Consider the following 15,055-nt stretch of genomic DNA (forward strand, 5'->3'; position numbering starts at 1 on the left):
CTCATTCTGAGCGTTCACGAAGGCAAAAACGTCAGCAGAATGAGCCGAGCACCCCACCGCAAGCGAAACACCAATGGGGCCGAGACGGCGCATACTGTAAAACTAGTATGTTAGCCTGAATTCATGAGCGAATTCCCCCGACCTACAAGACCAGGAACTGGCCAAGCCATAACGAAGCGCACAAGAGACGCAGCTCGCTGATGATCTGATTTGATCCCGAGATGAGCCGGGATGCCGCGCCGACAGGTCGGCGTGGTCGCCAGCAGACCTATAGCGATGCCGCCATTCAGACGTGCCTCTCTATGAATGCGTCGTTTGGCATGGGCGGGTCATACATCGCCGCAGATGGTCCAGATTTACGCGGCCGAGGCACGGCGTGGCCTTGTGGCGGGCAAGGGTTTTGCCAAGCTGCGCGGAACGAAACGGGTTCAGAAATTGACGAGCCCAACAGAAATGGTTCGACAAAATGAACAAACAACACAAAGAAATCAACCACAAAGGGGGTGAAGTGGCGGACCGAGGAGGATTCGAACCCCCGACCCCCTGATTCGTAGTCAGGTACTCTATCCAGCTGAGCTATCGGTCCGTTGGGGCGGGATTACCTTCCGATGTCGGGCTTTGCAAGGGGCAAAATACAGGAAATTTCAATCATCGAGCACGTCTTGCATGGGCAAGCTGATCTCGAAGCGGGATCCTGCCTCATCGCTTGAAACCAGACGAAGCGCGCCACCGTGGCCGCGCAGCAGTTCCTGGCTGATAGCCAGGCCAAGGCCCGACCCGCCCTTCCGGGCACCGCCATGAAACGCCTGGAACAGGTGTTCGCGCGCTTTGGGCGGCAGGCCGGGACCGGTATCGGTAATGTCGATATACCAGGTCGTGTCGTCTTCGCGGGCGGCGATGTTGATCTCGCCCGGTTTCCCGGTTCCGACGATCGCTTGACGGGCGTTGCGCACAAGGTTGGAAAGTGCGCGATACAGTTGCTCGGTATCGGCGCGGATCATCATCTGCGCGGGAATATCCTCGGACAGGCTCAGGTCGTGGTCACCGATGGCAAGTCGCTCGCCATCCAGCACATCGCCCACGAGTTCCGCCAGATTGAACCGCGTCAACGTCGGCGCGGGTTCCTCAGCGCGCCCGAAGGCGAGTGTGCTTTCGCACAGGGAGACCGCGCGTGTGATCGAATTCACCAGCTTTGGTGCGAGCCGCTGCACGGTCGGGTCGTCGGAGGTTTCGATGCGGTCCGTAAACAACTGTGCCGAGGTCAGGATATTGCGCAGGTCATGGCTGATCTTGGCCACAGCACCGCCCAATTGCGCCAACCGCTCTTTCTGCTTCAGCGCCGAAGTCAGCTGTGTTTCAAGCGTTTGCAGCGCTTCTTCAGCCTCGCGCAATTCGCGGACCCCAGCAGTCGGACGGAGGATACGCCGGGCATCTTCGGGCGCGGCGGCATAGCTCGCCATCTGATGCACGAGTTTCTTGATCGGTTTGACCAGCAATCGACGCACGGCAAGAAACAACATCATCGCCGTAATCACCGAGATCACCGCTGACAGCGCTAGAATGCGCAACCCATAGTCGATCATCGCCATTCGCAGCGGCGCAGTTTCCATCGTCACTTCAAGCAGCAACCCGGCATCGCGCAGCGGATTGCCGATGACCCGGATCATCCGCGGCTCGGGGTCAGCCAGTTGCGCAACCGCGTCGCGGATCAGCGTGGTCGCGGACGGGTCGCGCAGATCATAGGTCGCCCAGACCGCGTCGGGCATCGGGGATGACAGCACCAGTTGCCGGGCCTCGTCCCGTCGCAGCACCACGTTGAAAACGCCTGCGTTCAGCAGCAGTTCTTCTTCGAGGTCGACGCCGATATTGTCATTTGCCAGCCGCGCAAGCGACGCGATCTGCGCCCGCTCCAGCCGTGCCAGCAGGAAATCCTCGCGGAAGCGCGCGACAGACGGCAGAAAGATCAACACCTCCGCCAGCATCACGAAGATCGTCGTCAGGATCAGGAAACGGCCGGAGAGCGAATTCAACATGGGCGGTAAGACACAATCCCTCAGGGCAGCCAGCGCTGCACAAGTCCCACGACACGCTTGACCATGTCGCTTTCAAACAATCTGGGGGAGAAATAGGCCCCCGCGGCCCGTTTGTTAACCTCCCCGATGGTTGGATAGGGCGAAACCATATCGGCAACATGACTCATTTTCAGACCATTGGCGATGACAAGCGACCATAGGTTGATCAATTCGCCCGCCTGATACCCTGCGATAGACACGCCAACCGGCCGCCCCTTCACGACCATGACCTTGATAAGACCGGTCGTCTTGCGTTCGGTAATCGCGCGGTCATTGTGGCTGTAGTGAAAGCGGACGGTTTCAAACCCAGCCCCGTGTTTTTTCTGGGCCTCAGCCTCTGTCAGACCGACCTGCGCCAGTTCCGGGTCGGTATATGTGGCCCATGGGATATGCGCGGTTTTGGTCTTGGCCGGCAATCCGAACAGGGCAGAGCGAATGACGATACCTGCGTGGTAGCCCGCAACATGGGTGAATTGCAGCCCGCCCGCCACATCGCCAATGGCATAGATCCGCCGATTGGTGGTTTTCAGACTGTCATCAACTTTGATCCCTGTGCGAGTCGTCTCGACGCCCGCCGCCTCAAGGTTCAGTTTGTCGGTATTGGCTTTGCGGCCGACGGCGACCAGCAGATGCGTGCCGTGAAAGACGCGTCCATCCTTGGCCGCTACCTCGATGGCACCTTCAGTTCCACGGACTTCCTGCGCCAATGCGTCCTCGGCAATCTCGATGCCTTCGGCGCGCAGCTTCTCCAGAACAATCTCGGCCATCTCGGGGTCATCTTTGCCAAGCGCCTTTGCCCCTTCGATCACGGTCACGTCAGACCCTAGCCGCCGATGGGCTTGCGCCATCTCCATGCCAATTGGTCCGCCACCGATGATCAGCAAATGGCCGGGACGTTCGCGCAGCTCCCACAGCGTCTCATTGGTTAGATGCGGTACTTTATCCAGTCCGGGAACCGGCGGCACCAGTGGAGAAGAGCCCGTGGCGATCACGATCCGGCGCGCAGCGATGACGGCGTCCCCTGCCTGCACCTCGTTGATGGACAGGAAGTGGCCGTATTCTCGGATGACCGTGACACCCAGATCTTCGAATCGTTCCTGGCTGTCGACCGGGGCAATCTGGCTGATCACATCGGCCACATGGCCTTGGGCTGCGGCATAATCGACCTGTGGTGACGCATTCGCCACGCCGTACACCTCGGCATGCGCCATGCCGTAAGCAGCCTTGCCGCTGGCGATCAGCGCCTTGGAGGGCACGCAGCCGTAATTCAGGCAATCGCCGCCCATCTTTCCACCTTCCAGCAGCACCACCTTGGCACCCATCTGGACAGCCCCGGAGGCCACGGACAGACCGCCAGAACCGCCCCCGATGACCAGTAGATCTGTTTCGATGCGTTTCATCAGATGTCCTTCCGCCCGCGAATTGATTTGATCACAATGGGCAGCGCTGCCAGCGCCGCCAGACCGAGAATTGGCCCGATAACCTGCGGCTCCCACAAGAGGCTCAGATCGGGCGTGTCGCCACGGTCAAAGACTTCTCCAACGCCCACGCCGATCGAGGTGAACACAATCGCACCGGGGATAATGCCCAACGCCGTGGTCCACAGGAAGTTGCGGAATTTCACCCCTACAATCGCCGGCAACAGGTTGGCCACGAAGAACGGCACCGCCGGCACCAGTCGAAGCAGGAACAGGACGCTGATCTCGTTCTCCCGCAGACCTTCGCGCAGCTTGCTCAGCTTGCCTTCCGATGCGTCGATCTTGGCGCTCAGCGCCTGCCCCAGCCCCCAGCGCGCCGCCAGAAAAATGGCCCCCGCACCGATGGTCGCCGCAACCACGTTGAACCCTGTCCCTGTCCAAAGCCCGAACAGAAATCCACCGGTGACAGAGGCAACCGCAGCCCCCGGCAGCGAAAAGGCAACAATGGTGATATATGTCGCGACGAACCCAAGCGCGAGCAGCACGAAATGCGCATCCCGATACGCCAGCAAAGCCTCTCGATTGGCCCGAAGCGTTTCAAAGGTCAGGTAGTCGCGCAGCATAAAATAGCCCGCGATCGCCACGACCAGAATCACGATCAGGGGCACATGTCGGGCCGCGCTGGGGAATTTCGTATCGGTCATATCGCTCATATCCGGGTTCCTGATGTGGGGCATGGTGACAGATACATGCGCAAAGCGATGCAGAAACGATACCCGCCTCACGGGCGCTTGATCCACAGTGACAGGTTTGGCAGTGAATTCGGCGCTTGTGCGGGGTATTGAAACATTCCGCGCCACGTCCTGACGGAAAATGTTGCAAAACCCTATTGCGGCGTTTGACTTATCCGCAGCACCTGCCTATAGCACGGGCTTCGAATAAACGGCCCTGCGAAACGAGTCTCGCGCCTCGGGCCCAAGACTCAGACGGAGACGGAGCGATGAAACGCACCTTTCAACCCTCGAACCTGGTTCGCAAACGCCGCCACGGCTTTCGTGCGCGCATGGCCACCAAGGCCGGCCGCAAGATCCTGAACGCGCGCCGCGCGCAGGGCCGGAAGTCGCTGAGCGCGTAATCCGCGTCTCGGGATGGACGATATGACACCGCCGGTGGCTTCCGTGGATGGCAATTCTGCCAAAAACACGGTCAAGCCAGCGGTGGTTTCGTCATGTCCGCAACTTGTCGTGTTGCAAAAGCGGTCGGATTTTCTGGCTGCTGCCCGCGCGCGCAGGCAAGGCTGTGCCTCGATGATGGTTCAGGCGCGGGCACGCGGCGACGGGGATCCGACGATTCGCGTGGGGTATACCTGCTCCAAGAAGGTCGGCAACGCCGTTGCCCGCAATCGCGCCAAACGTCGGTTGCGCGAGGCCGCTCGATTCGTCCTGCCCCATGAAGGGCTGCCGGGCCACGACTACGTCCTGATCGGCCGCGCCGAAGCCACGGCCGCGCGCCCCTTCGAGGCGCTGAAGGCCGATCTTGCCCAAGCGCTTGCAAAGTTGCACAAATGACCCCGCTGGCCCATGTTGCCGCCCTGCCCGTGCGCGCCTATCGCCTGCTGTTTTCGCCATGGGTCGGTCACGGCTGCCGCTACCAGCCCACCTGCTCTGCCTACGCGCTGGAAGCGTTGGAAAAACACGGCGGCCTTCGTGGCAGTTGGATGGCGGCATGCCGCATCGCGCGTTGTCATCCGTGGGGCGGATCCGGCGTCGATAACGTGCCCGAACGCCGACGATAGCCGCGTGTCCGCTGGCCGAATCCCCCCTGCCCCCGCTATCACAGAATGACTTTGCCGAAGGTCCAAACCATGCTTGACGAGTCCGACGACATTCATCCCCTGTTTCACGGTGCCCCGTCAGGCACCGAATTCAAGAAACTGCGCAAGCGGATTGTCCGTCAGACACGCGAGGCGATCGAGCAATACGGCATGGTGACGCCCGAGGCACGCGATGGGGCCGCCCGCCCAAAATGGCTTGTGTGCCTGTCCGGCGGCAAGGACAGCTACACTCTGCTGGCCGTGCTGTACGAGCTGCAATGGCGCGGATTGCTTCCCGTGGACCTGCTGGCTTGCAATCTGGATCAGGGGCAACCCGGCTTTCCCGCCACCATTCTGCCCGAATTTCTGAAGAAGATGCAGGTTCCGCACCGCATCGAATATCAAGACACCTATTCCGTCGTCGTGGACAAGATACCCGCCGGTCGCACGTTCTGCGCGCTGTGTTCGCGGCTGCGACGCGGCCATCTGTACCGGATTGCGCGCGAAGAAGGGTGCTCTGCCGTTGTTCTGGGCCACCACCGGGACGACATTTTGGAAACATTTTTCATGAATTTGTTCCATGGCGGGCGGCTGGCGACAATGCCGCCAAAGCTGGTCAACGAAGAAGGCGATCTGTTTCTCTATCGCCCCCTCGCCCATGTGGCCGAGGCGGATTGCGAGAAATTTGCCCGCGCGATGAACTATCCGATCATCCCCTGCGATCTTTGCGGCAGCCAGGACGGGCTGCAACGGCAGCAGGTGAAACAGATCCTCGATGGCTGGGAAAAGAACAGTCCCGGCAGACGACAGGTGATGTTCCGCGCGTTGACCAATGCGCGGCCCTCACATCTTCTGGATCCGAAACTGTTCGATTTTGTCGGACTGGCGCTCAAAACAGACGAAATTGAAGTGAATTCGCCAGAGATTCCTCGCCTGAGTTAATCTTTGCACCACCCCCGGCGCGCTATTGTCCACCCATCAAAGTGGGACCGGCCGACAGTGCCACCATGGGGGCAGGATGAGCAACTTCGTCAGGAACATTTTTCGCGCCAACAAACATCTTCGCGCGGCGTTTCAGGGGCCGCAGGTTGTTGCGTTTGTCCCGGCAATGGCATTGGCGGCCTTCTGGTTGCTGGGTGAAATGGCAATGCTGACTATCGCGCTTGGCGTGCCTTGCATTCTCTCTTTGACAGGTTTTTTCCGTGCGACCGATGCGGACAGTGGTGGCGTACATGTAGCCGAAGTCATCACCTTGAACATGCTGCATCCGCTGGCATCCGAGGTTCTGTCGATCGCCCGCTGCCAGAAAAAGATGACTGCCTGTCTGCTGCTGGGGTTCGAGAACACGCAGGCACTGGCGAGCCGACATGGCCCTGAAACCATTATCAAGCTGCGTGATGCGGCGGCGGAACGGTTGCGCAGCGTATTGCGCCCCGGCGACGACATTTATGTTCTGGAAAGTGATCAAATCGCAATATTGCTTGGCCCTGTGATGCGCCTGGATCTGGAAAGCGCCCTGCAACTTGCGACTCGTGTTCAGGCCGCCGCCGAAGAACCCGCAGCCATTGACAGAATTGCCGTCTATCCAAGTTGTTCCGTCGGCATCAGCCTGTCATCCCGCCTTGAGGAAAACGATGCCGGCGAACGCCTGTTGGCGCATGTCGAGGCGGCATTGGCAGAGGCACACGCCAACGGCCCCTCAGCAATTCGCGCCTGGTCTCGGCACAGTCGAAACACGAATGCCGATGCCGACCCTCTCGAATCCGAAATCCGCGCAGCACTCGAAACGGGTGAGATCGTACCGTGGTTCCAGCCTCAGATCAGCACCGAAACCGGGCGCGTGACCGGGGTAGAAGCATTGGCCCGCTGGAATCATCCCGATCGCGGCATCCTTCCCCCCGCCGCCTTCCTTCCCTCGATCGACGCAGCCGGTCTGCTGCCGCGCTTGTCCGAAATCGTGTTGCAGGAAACGCTGGAGGCAATGCGCGGCTGGGACAATGCCGGGCTGACCATTGCGACTGCGAGCATCAACATGACCACGCAGGACCTCGATGATCCGCGCCTGACCGAACGTTTGGCATGGCAGCTTGACCGTTTTAATCTGACTCCTCACCGTCTGAATATCGAAGTGTTGGAAGATGTCGTGGCAAACGGTCCAGATGATGTGATCGCTCGCAATATTCGTGCGCTGGCGGCATTGGGCTGTGGCATCGACCTTGACGATTTTGGCACCGGTCAGGCCTCGATCAGTGCTTTGCGCCGGTTCGATGTCTCGCGTCTCAAGATAGACCGCAGCTTCATCACCCGTTTGGATACTGATGATGATCAACGTTTTGTGGTCGCCGCCGTAATTGGCATGGCAGAACGCCTTGGGCTGGATACTGTCGCCGAGGGCGTCGAAACCGTGGGCGAACATGCGCTTTTGGCGCAATTGGGATGTACGCATGTCCAGGGATTTGGGATCGCGCGCCCGATGCCCGCGGACCGTATCCCTCAATGGATCGAGGCTCATAATACAAAACTGGTACAGGCACCGCGGCTGCCTCGGGCCACCGGATAGAAACGCGACCAGACCACCTAATGCATCGGCAACCACGCAGAAACCGGTGATACACGAGAACGCCGCATCCACCGTGCAAATGCCACACGCAACGCTGTTCTGCGCATCGGCGCTGCGGAACGTCGACGACAAAACCTGCCCCGCACGGACCAAACACGCTGCATGGTCAACAAAACTTGTGCTTGAAAGCGCGAAGACACTGCCAACTCAAGCCGCTTTGGGGGATAATCCGCTTGACCTTTCCCCCTAGGGTCTGTTGAACCCAAGCCTAATTTCAGGAACAGGCACAGGTGGCGTTCCCCCATGGACGATCAGAATAAAAACCTCATTCTTGCGACGGCGCTTAGCTTCGCGGTGATCCTGGCTTGGTTCGTACTTTTTCCGCCGCCCGAGCAGGCCACACCTGATCCAAACGCCCCGACCGTCACTCAACAGGACACTGCATCAGATACGGCAGCGGTGCCCATGGCAGCGCCATCCTCTGGCACGAACGCGGGTGCTGCCGAAGCCGCGACGCCGCAAAACGCCGACGAAGCGCCGCGGATTGCCATCGAAACGCCGCGGCTGAGCGGATCCGTTTCCTTGGCAGGTGGCCGCATTGATGATCTGTTCCTCAGCGACTACCGGGTCACTTTGGACCCCGGCGCTGAAACTGTTCACATGTTGCGCCCCGTCGGATCTGACGCGCCCTATTACGCACTGTTTGGCTGGGCACCCGGTTCCGGCCTGTCGGTTGATGACGTGCCTGGTGCCAACACGCTGTGGCAGACCGAAGGCGCGGCAACGCTCACCCCTGAGACCCCCATCACCTTGACATGGCAAAGCCCGGCTGGCCTGGCGTTCCGCCGCACCATCGCGGTGGACAACGATTTCATGTTTACTGTGACGCAGACGGTTGAGAACACCTCGGCTAACACGACAGCGCTGGCCCCTTACGGCATTCTCGCCCGCCACGGTGAACCCCAGGATCTGAAGAATTTCTTTGTTCTCCACGAAGGTGTCGTCGCGATGGCGGATGGCGAGCTTTCCGAGATCGACTATGACGATATCGTCGATTACGCCATCAATGCCAACGAAGGTGCCAGAGCAGAGGTCACGCAGGTCGCCTCCAACGGCTGGGTCGGGTTTACCGACCATTACTGGATGTCGACGCTCGTTCCGACCCCCGGTGCCGCCTACAAATCGGTCGTGAAATATGACGACCGGCGCGACATCTACCAGACAGAGGCGGTTCGTCCGACAATCACGCTTGCGCCGGGTGAAACGTCCGAAGTCTCAACTCAGCTCTTCGCCGGTTCAAAAGAGTGGGAAACCATCCGCGAGTATCAAAAGGGAGGTGTCGAACGCTTCGTCGACTCCATCGACTGGGGCTGGTTCTTCTTCCTGACCAAACCGATCTTCGCGGTCCTGCACTGGCTGAACGCGATGATCGGCAACATGGGCTGGTCGATCATCCTGCTGACCTTCCTGATCAAGGCACTGCTTTTCCCGCTGGCCTATAAATCCTATGTCTCCATGGCGAAGATGAAAGAGCTTCAGCCGCAGATGGAAAAGCTCAAGGAAAAGGCAGGCGACGACCGCCAGAAGATGCAGCAGGAAATGATGGCGCTCTACAAGCGCGAAAAGGTGAACCCCGCTTCGGGCTGTTTGCCGATCCTCTTGCAGATCCCGATCTTCTTTTCGCTCTACAAGGTGATTTTCGTCACGCTGGAACTGCGTCACGCGCCCTGGATCGGCTGGATTCGCGACCTGTCCGCGCCTGACCCGTCGTCGATCCTGAACCTCTTTGGCTTGCTGCCCTACGCCCCGCCGGACCCCAGTTCGATCTTCGCGATTGTCAGCCTGGGCATTCTGCCGATCCTGCTGGGTATCTCCATGTGGCTGCAGCAGAAACTGAACCCGGCCCCTGCCGACAAGACCCAAGCGATGATCTTTGCCTGGATGCCTTGGATCTTCATGTTCATGCTGGGAACCTTCGCCTCCGGGCTGGTCCTGTACTGGATCGCGAACAACACGATCACCTTCACCCAGCAATATCTGATAATGCGCAGCCAGGGCTACAAGCCCAATGTCTTTGGCAACATCTTGTCGTCCTTCAAGAAAAAGCCAAAGCCGGACGAAAAGTAATGGTCCGTCTCACGCAGATCTGGCGGCACCCGGTCAAATCCCATGGGCATGAGGCATTGTCGCAGGTCAGCCTCACGGCTGGCCAGACACTGCCCTGGGACAGAACCTGGGCCGTTGCGCATGAAGCCTCCAAAGCCGATGGATCTGCTTGGGTGCCTTGCGCCAATTTTTCACGCGGATCAAAGGCACCGGGGTTGATGGCGATCAGCGCGCAGCTTGACGAAGAAACGTCGACGCTGACCCTGACCCATCCCGACTTGCCAAAATTGACGGTTCGCCCCGATGAGGAAGGTGCCCGCCTGATCGACTGGGCGCGCCCTGTCATGCCCGCAGACCGCGCGGCCTCTGCACGGGTAATCCGTGTGCCGGGGCGCGGCATGACCGACAGCGCATTCCCGTCCATATCCATCGGCAATCTCGCCACACATCGCGCGATCGAACAGAAACTGGGTCAGAGCCTTGATGTCCGGCGCTGGCGGATAAATCTCTGGCTCGACGGGCTGGAAGCTTGGAAAGAGTTCGACTGGATCGGCCAAGAGATCCGCATCGCTAATGTCAGCTTGCGTATCCGGGAACCGATTACCCGCTGCATGGCCACCACGGCAAATCCCGACACCGGGATCCGCGATGCCGATACGCTTGGCACGCTCAAGACATGGGGCCATACCGACATGGGCATCTATGCCGAGGTTTCCGCCTCGGGAAAAATCGCCATCGGCGACAGTTTGGAGGCCTCGTAATGCAACTCCCTTTTCCCCTCGCGGAAGAGCCTGACGCCGCGACCCGCGAAAAGGGGCGGCTGCTGTTTGCCGCCGAATCGCAGTTCCTCAAGGGCGTCGTGGCAATGGACGGCCTGCCCGATGCCGACCGAATAGAAGTGTGCTTTGCCGGACGCTCCAATGTCGGCAAGTCCACCTTGATAAATGCCCTGACCGGAACCAAGGCGCTTGCCCGCGCCTCCAACACCCCCGGACGCACGCAAGAGATCAACTTCTTCACCCAGTCCGACAGCCATTACCTCGTCGATCTGCCCGGCTATGGCTATGCCAATGCCCCGCTGGCAGTGGTCGAAAAATGGCAGCGCTTGCTGAAGCGCTACCTCTCTGGCCGCGCCAACTTGCGCCGCGCCTTCGTTCTCGTGGATACCCGCCATGGCGTCAAAGCCGTCGACGAGGAAATCATGACCCTGCTTGATCAATCTGCCGTCACCTTCCAGGTGGTGATGACCAAGGCCGACAAGGTCAAACCCGCAGAACAGGAAAAAACCCTGACCCAGGTGCGCGCGGCACTCACCAAACACCCGGCGGCTTACCCGGAAATCGTTGTGACCTCCTCAGAAAAATCCGACGGCCTGGAAACCCTGCGCAGCATCATTGCCGAGCTCGACTGACCTCCCTTCTTCTTGGCGAAAATACTCCGGGGAGCGCGAGGGGTCGGCCCCTCGCTCCTGCACTCGCCAAGATCCCCTACTATCAGCCATTCAGCGTGACGCGGCCCAAAGCACCCCTTGCACCCTCTGCCTGTGCATCCGATAAACGTTGCAGACCGACAGGGATGCCAAGGATGAAGAAGCGCGCCATGAACCAGGACTGGATCACCACCGCCCGAACGCTGTCAGAAGCCCTGCCCTACATGCAGCGCTACTCAGGTGCCATCGTGGTGGTGAAATTCGGCGGCAACGCGATGGGCGACGCCGATGCGATGGCCGAATTCGCCCGTGACATCGTGCTGATGCGCCAGGTCGGCGTGAATCCGGTTGTGGTCCATGGCGGCGGCCCGATGATCAATGACCTTCTGGGGCGGCTTGGCATCGAGTCCAAATTCGTCCGGGGCAAACGCGTCACCGATCAGGCCACGGTCGAGGTGGTCGAGATGGTCCTGACCGGCCTTGTCAACAAACGAATCGTTCAGGCGATCATGGACGAAGGCGGCCGCGCCGTCGGGCTGTCGGGCAAGGATGACGACCTGATGGTCTGCGAGGCGGACGACCCGGAACTGGGCTTTGTCGGCCGCCCGATCGAGATGAACGTGCAGGTCCTGCGCGACCTCTTCTCGGCAGGGATCATCCCCGTCGTTGCACCCGTGGCAACCGGCATGGATCCGCTAGAGACGTTCAACGTCAACGGCGACACTGCAGCGGGTGCCATCGCAGGCGCGCTCAAGGCCGACCGGCTCCTGCTTCTGACCGACGTGTCCGGCGTCAAGGACGCCTCGGGGGAGGTCGTCACCTCCATGTCCCCCGATGACGTGCGCCGTATGACCGCTGACGGCACGATCGCGGGCGGCATGATCCCCAAGACCGAAACCGCGCTGAAAGCCATCGAACAGGGCGTGCGTGCCGTGGTAATTCTGGACGGGCGCGTGTCCAACGCCTGCTTGCTGGAGTTGTTCACCGATCACGGCGCAGGGTCGCTCATCCGACGGCCAAGCCCGGCACCTACGCCAGAGTGATCGCGACACGACCCGCTTCCGCGACAGGCTATGCGCGGATCGAGACGCTGGCAGCCAGCCGTTCACTAGCGATTCGCGGGGCGTTTCACCCCGGCCAAGATGATGCCGCACCCAAAGGATGTCAGACACTGCTGCTGCTCGGCCCGGACGAGCCGCGCTTCTGGTCCGTCTTCAGCGCATCGCCAGAGAAATCCGACGGCGCGCCGCACCCTCTCGACCGCTGGTCAAAACGGCAGGCCGGCGCATTGGCGCAAGAGATCGGTGCGCAGGCCATTTACCCCTCTGACGGCCCACCATGGCCGCCATTCATTGCCTGGGCGCTTGCCTCTGGCCGGAACCACGTCTCGCCCACCGGGCTGCTGGTGCAGGATCAGGCGGGCCTCCTTGTCAGCTTCCGTGCCGCCCTTGCAATGCATGACCGGCTGGATCTGCCATCCTCACCACCCTCCCCCTGTACGTCCTGCGCAGCACCCTGCACCACTGCCTGTCCTGTGGGTGCACTCGCCCCCGAGCAGGATTATGACATCGCCAAATGCGCAGCCCATGTGCGCTCGGCACAGGGGCAGGCCTGCCGAACGGGCTGCCTTGTGCGTCGGGCATGTCCAGCCTCCAGTCGCCTGGGCCGCGACCCGGCACAATCCGCGTTCCACATGGCCGCCTTCCTGAAAGGACAGACATGCGCCTGATCCTCATGCGTCACGCCAAATCCAGCTGGGACGACTTTACCCAGCCGGACCACAGCCGCCCGCTGAATGACCGCGGCAGACGCAACGCTCGCGCGCTCGGTGCCTGGCTGCGCAGCAACGACTATCTGCCGGATAAGGTGCTCTGCTCGACCGCGACGCGCACCCGCGAGACACTGGACCTTCTGGAACTGGGTGCATCCGTCGTCTACCCGGAGGACCTCTATCATGCCTCCCCCGAAACACTGCTGCGGTCACTGCAAGGGGCATCCGGAAATACGGTTCTCATTCTCGGACATAATCCGGGAATCGGAAGTTTTGCATCAAGAGTGGTGGCGCACCGGCCTGACCATCCGCGTTTCGGGGCCTATCCGACCGGCGCGACGCTCGTGGCCAGTTTCGATATACCGCGATGGGCCGACCTGTCGCTCAATAGCGGCACCGTCGACGCATTCATCACCCCTCGCGATCTGGCCGAACAGCCATAGTTGCACCCGGCGCTCTCCACACGCGCCAAGGCCGGACCCGAAGGCCCGGCCCACGTTTCACCGACGGCGGCTGCGCCGCCCGAGGAGAAACGTCCCCCCGGCCCGGAGACACTCAGCGGTCAAGATCGACAGGCACCTCGACAACCACCTCACCTGCCTTCTCGAAGGTCAGGGTCAGCGTGACGGTGTCGCCTTGCGCCAGCGGGTGCTTCAACCCCATCAGCATCACATGATCCGCGCCGCGTTCCAGCATGTGAACGCCGCCCGCAGGCACAAGAATCCCATCCGGCACATGGCGCATCTGCATCACGCCATTGCCGCCGTCGATATGGGTGTGCAGCTCCACCTTCTCGGCCACATCAGAGGCTACACCGATCAGCCGGTCAGCCTCATCGCCATGGTTTTCAAGCATCATGAAGGCAGCCCCCGACTTGGCACCGGGACCAGACACACGGGCATAAGAATCATGCGCATGCATCACGTTAGTGTCGGCAAACAGCGGCGTTGCGGTCAGGGCAAGCGCCAGGACGGCGCGGGAAATGAAAGACATGAGGTCTCTCCTGTCAATAATTGGGAAGTCAGTAGATAAGATAACTCAGACGGGTTTTGACAGGTCGCGCAGCGGCGGACCCCGCGCTTTTGGCGCAAAGCTGTCCGCGCCTCCCACACGCACCAGTGCCGCGCGAAAGACCAGCGTCTGTCCCGCCCGGTGCGGCAGCGCCTCTACCGGGTCCGCCGCCACAGCCATCAACAGGCTCAGCGCGCAATCGGGGCAAATATGCGACGGGGAAACCGGGTTGCCTTCGGCATCTACCTGCACCGTCACGACGCCGGTCCCGGTGCACAGCACAATTTGTCCGGCGACCATGGTCTGTCCGCGCGCCAAAGCCATGCTCTGCGCCGTCAGCGTCAAGACCAACGCAAGCATCACTGCGACAAGGCTGCGGAAAACCGGTGTCATGGCGTCACTCTAGCCAGTAGTTCCGGGTGTTCGACGCGACAAAAGGAAACAGCCCCGCCGGTAAAGGCGAGGCTGCATATTGTCCCTCGATCATAAGCTTGTCAGGCCGTTGCGGCCAGCGCCTTTGCGATCTCTTTCTTCACTTTCAGCGCGGTGGCCGAAAGCTCGTCATCCTTGGCTTTCGCAAGGTATGCGTCCAGCCCACCACGGTGATCAACGCTGCGCAGCGCCGAAGCCGAAATACGCAGCTTGATGCCACGGTCCAGCGCTTCGGATTGCAGCGTGACGTCGTTCAGGTTCGGCAGGAAACGACGGCGGGTCTTGTTGTTGGCATGGCTGACATTGTTGCCAGTCATCGGGCCTTTTCCGGTCAATTCGCAACGGCGCGACATGTGTCCATCCTCGTCTGGTTCCGGCAAAAGCCTCGCTTTCGCCAATATTAAAAGGCACTGCCGCAGCAGCGCCCGGAAACTGGTTGGGTG

At 60.7% G+C, this 15,055-nt stretch carries 17 protein-coding genes, 1 tRNA gene and 1 pseudogene; 12 read left to right on the forward strand and 7 right to left on the reverse strand.

The window, feature by feature from the left end; genetic code table 11:
• Nucleotides 1-119: 119 nt before the first annotated feature.
• Nucleotides 120-323: pseudogene (locus B8991_RS02870) on the forward strand (transposase); the annotation flags it as partial.
• A 186-nt stretch (nucleotides 324-509) separates the two neighbouring features.
• Here B8991_RS02870 and B8991_RS02875 read toward each other — a convergent pair.
• From B8991_RS02875 to B8991_RS02890, 4 genes are all read right to left on the reverse strand, one after another.
• Nucleotides 510-586: transfer RNA gene (locus tag B8991_RS02875), tRNA-Arg, on the reverse strand.
• A gap of 58 nt (nucleotides 587-644) precedes the next feature.
• Nucleotides 645-2,033: a sensor histidine kinase gene (locus B8991_RS02880; protein WP_084350329.1), complete on the reverse strand. Its 1,389-nt coding sequence runs from the start codon at nucleotides 2,031-2,033 to the stop codon at nucleotides 645-647.
• A 20-nt stretch (nucleotides 2,034-2,053) separates the two neighbouring features.
• Nucleotides 2,054-3,472, reverse strand: coding sequence for a dihydrolipoyl dehydrogenase family protein (locus B8991_RS02885; protein WP_084350330.1), 1,419 nt, complete (start codon nucleotides 3,470-3,472; stop codon nucleotides 2,054-2,056).
• The gene (locus B8991_RS02890; RefSeq protein ID WP_084350331.1) at nucleotides 3,472-4,203 is read right to left on the reverse strand and encodes a TVP38/TMEM64 family protein; all 732 of its coding nucleotides are present in this window, start codon (nucleotides 4,201-4,203) and stop codon (nucleotides 3,472-3,474) included. Before B8991_RS02890 ends, B8991_RS02885 begins: the two co-directional genes overlap by 1 nt.
• A gap of 287 nt (nucleotides 4,204-4,490) precedes the next feature.
• Between B8991_RS02890 and rpmH the strand changes: the two genes are divergently transcribed.
• From rpmH to B8991_RS02945, 11 genes are all read left to right on the forward strand, one after another.
• Nucleotides 4,491-4,625, forward strand: a complete 135-nt coding sequence (gene rpmH / locus B8991_RS02895) for a 50S ribosomal protein L34 (protein ID WP_084350332.1) — start codon at nucleotides 4,491-4,493, stop codon at nucleotides 4,623-4,625.
• A 22-nt stretch (nucleotides 4,626-4,647) separates the two neighbouring features.
• Nucleotides 4,648-5,058: a ribonuclease P protein component gene (gene rnpA, locus B8991_RS02900; protein WP_084351087.1), complete on the forward strand. Its 411-nt coding sequence runs from the start codon at nucleotides 4,648-4,650 to the stop codon at nucleotides 5,056-5,058.
• Complete coding sequence (yidD, locus tag B8991_RS02905; protein WP_084350333.1) at nucleotides 5,055-5,285, forward strand: membrane protein insertion efficiency factor YidD; 231 nt, start codon at nucleotides 5,055-5,057, stop codon at nucleotides 5,283-5,285. The genes rnpA and yidD overlap by 4 nt, the downstream gene beginning before the upstream one ends.
• 69 nt (nucleotides 5,286-5,354) lie before the next feature.
• Nucleotides 5,355-6,245 carry a tRNA 2-thiocytidine(32) synthetase TtcA gene (gene ttcA, locus B8991_RS02910; protein WP_084351089.1) on the forward strand — a complete coding sequence of 297 codons (891 nt, stop codon included), beginning with the start codon at nucleotides 5,355-5,357 and terminating at the stop codon, nucleotides 6,243-6,245.
• 76 nt (nucleotides 6,246-6,321) lie between these two features.
• Nucleotides 6,322-7,863, forward strand: a complete 1,542-nt coding sequence (locus B8991_RS02915) for a putative bifunctional diguanylate cyclase/phosphodiesterase (protein ID WP_084350334.1) — start codon at nucleotides 6,322-6,324, stop codon at nucleotides 7,861-7,863.
• 303 nt (nucleotides 7,864-8,166) lie between these two features.
• Nucleotides 8,167-9,990, forward strand: a complete 1,824-nt coding sequence (gene yidC / locus B8991_RS02920; protein WP_084350335.1) for a membrane protein insertase YidC — start codon at nucleotides 8,167-8,169, stop codon at nucleotides 9,988-9,990.
• Nucleotides 9,990-10,730, forward strand: coding sequence for an MOSC domain-containing protein (locus tag B8991_RS02925; protein ID WP_084350336.1), 741 nt, complete (start codon nucleotides 9,990-9,992; stop codon nucleotides 10,728-10,730). Before yidC ends, B8991_RS02925 begins: the two co-directional genes overlap by 1 nt.
• Nucleotides 10,730-11,380, forward strand: coding sequence for a ribosome biogenesis GTP-binding protein YihA/YsxC (gene yihA, locus B8991_RS02930; RefSeq protein ID WP_084350337.1), 651 nt, complete (start codon nucleotides 10,730-10,732; stop codon nucleotides 11,378-11,380). Before B8991_RS02925 ends, yihA begins: the two co-directional genes overlap by 1 nt.
• Nucleotides 11,381-11,553: 173 nt before the next feature.
• Complete coding sequence (argB, locus tag B8991_RS02935; RefSeq protein ID WP_084350338.1) at nucleotides 11,554-12,441, forward strand: acetylglutamate kinase; 888 nt, start codon at nucleotides 11,554-11,556, stop codon at nucleotides 12,439-12,441.
• The gene (locus tag B8991_RS02940) at nucleotides 12,438-13,127 is read left to right on the forward strand and encodes a ferredoxin (protein WP_235866528.1); all 690 of its coding nucleotides are present in this window, start codon (nucleotides 12,438-12,440) and stop codon (nucleotides 13,125-13,127) included. Before argB ends, B8991_RS02940 begins: the two co-directional genes overlap by 4 nt.
• The gene (locus tag B8991_RS02945) at nucleotides 13,118-13,612 is read left to right on the forward strand and encodes a SixA phosphatase family protein (RefSeq protein WP_084350339.1); all 495 of its coding nucleotides are present in this window, start codon (nucleotides 13,118-13,120) and stop codon (nucleotides 13,610-13,612) included. The genes B8991_RS02940 and B8991_RS02945 overlap by 10 nt, the downstream gene beginning before the upstream one ends.
• A 112-nt stretch (nucleotides 13,613-13,724) precedes the next feature.
• On the opposite strand, the gene B8991_RS02950 is transcribed toward B8991_RS02945, so the two are convergent.
• From B8991_RS02950 to rpmB, 3 genes are all read right to left on the reverse strand, one after another.
• Nucleotides 13,725-14,162 (reverse strand): copper chaperone PCu(A)C, encoded by a 438-nt coding sequence (locus tag B8991_RS02950; RefSeq protein WP_084350340.1) that lies wholly within the window; start codon nucleotides 14,160-14,162, stop codon nucleotides 13,725-13,727.
• A gap of 45 nt (nucleotides 14,163-14,207) precedes the next feature.
• A complete protein-coding gene (locus tag B8991_RS02955; protein ID WP_084350341.1) occupies nucleotides 14,208-14,573 on the reverse strand; it encodes a hypothetical protein in 366 nt (121 codons plus the stop codon).
• A gap of 101 nt (nucleotides 14,574-14,674) precedes the next feature.
• The gene (gene rpmB, locus B8991_RS02960) at nucleotides 14,675-14,965 is read right to left on the reverse strand and encodes a 50S ribosomal protein L28 (RefSeq protein ID WP_084350342.1); all 291 of its coding nucleotides are present in this window, start codon (nucleotides 14,963-14,965) and stop codon (nucleotides 14,675-14,677) included.
• Nucleotides 14,966-15,055 lie beyond the last annotated feature (90 nt).

Origin of the sequence: Primorskyibacter flagellatus (assembly GCF_900176485.1) — a bacterium.
Lineage (GTDB): Bacteria > Pseudomonadota > Alphaproteobacteria > Rhodobacterales > Rhodobacteraceae > Primorskyibacter > Primorskyibacter flagellatus.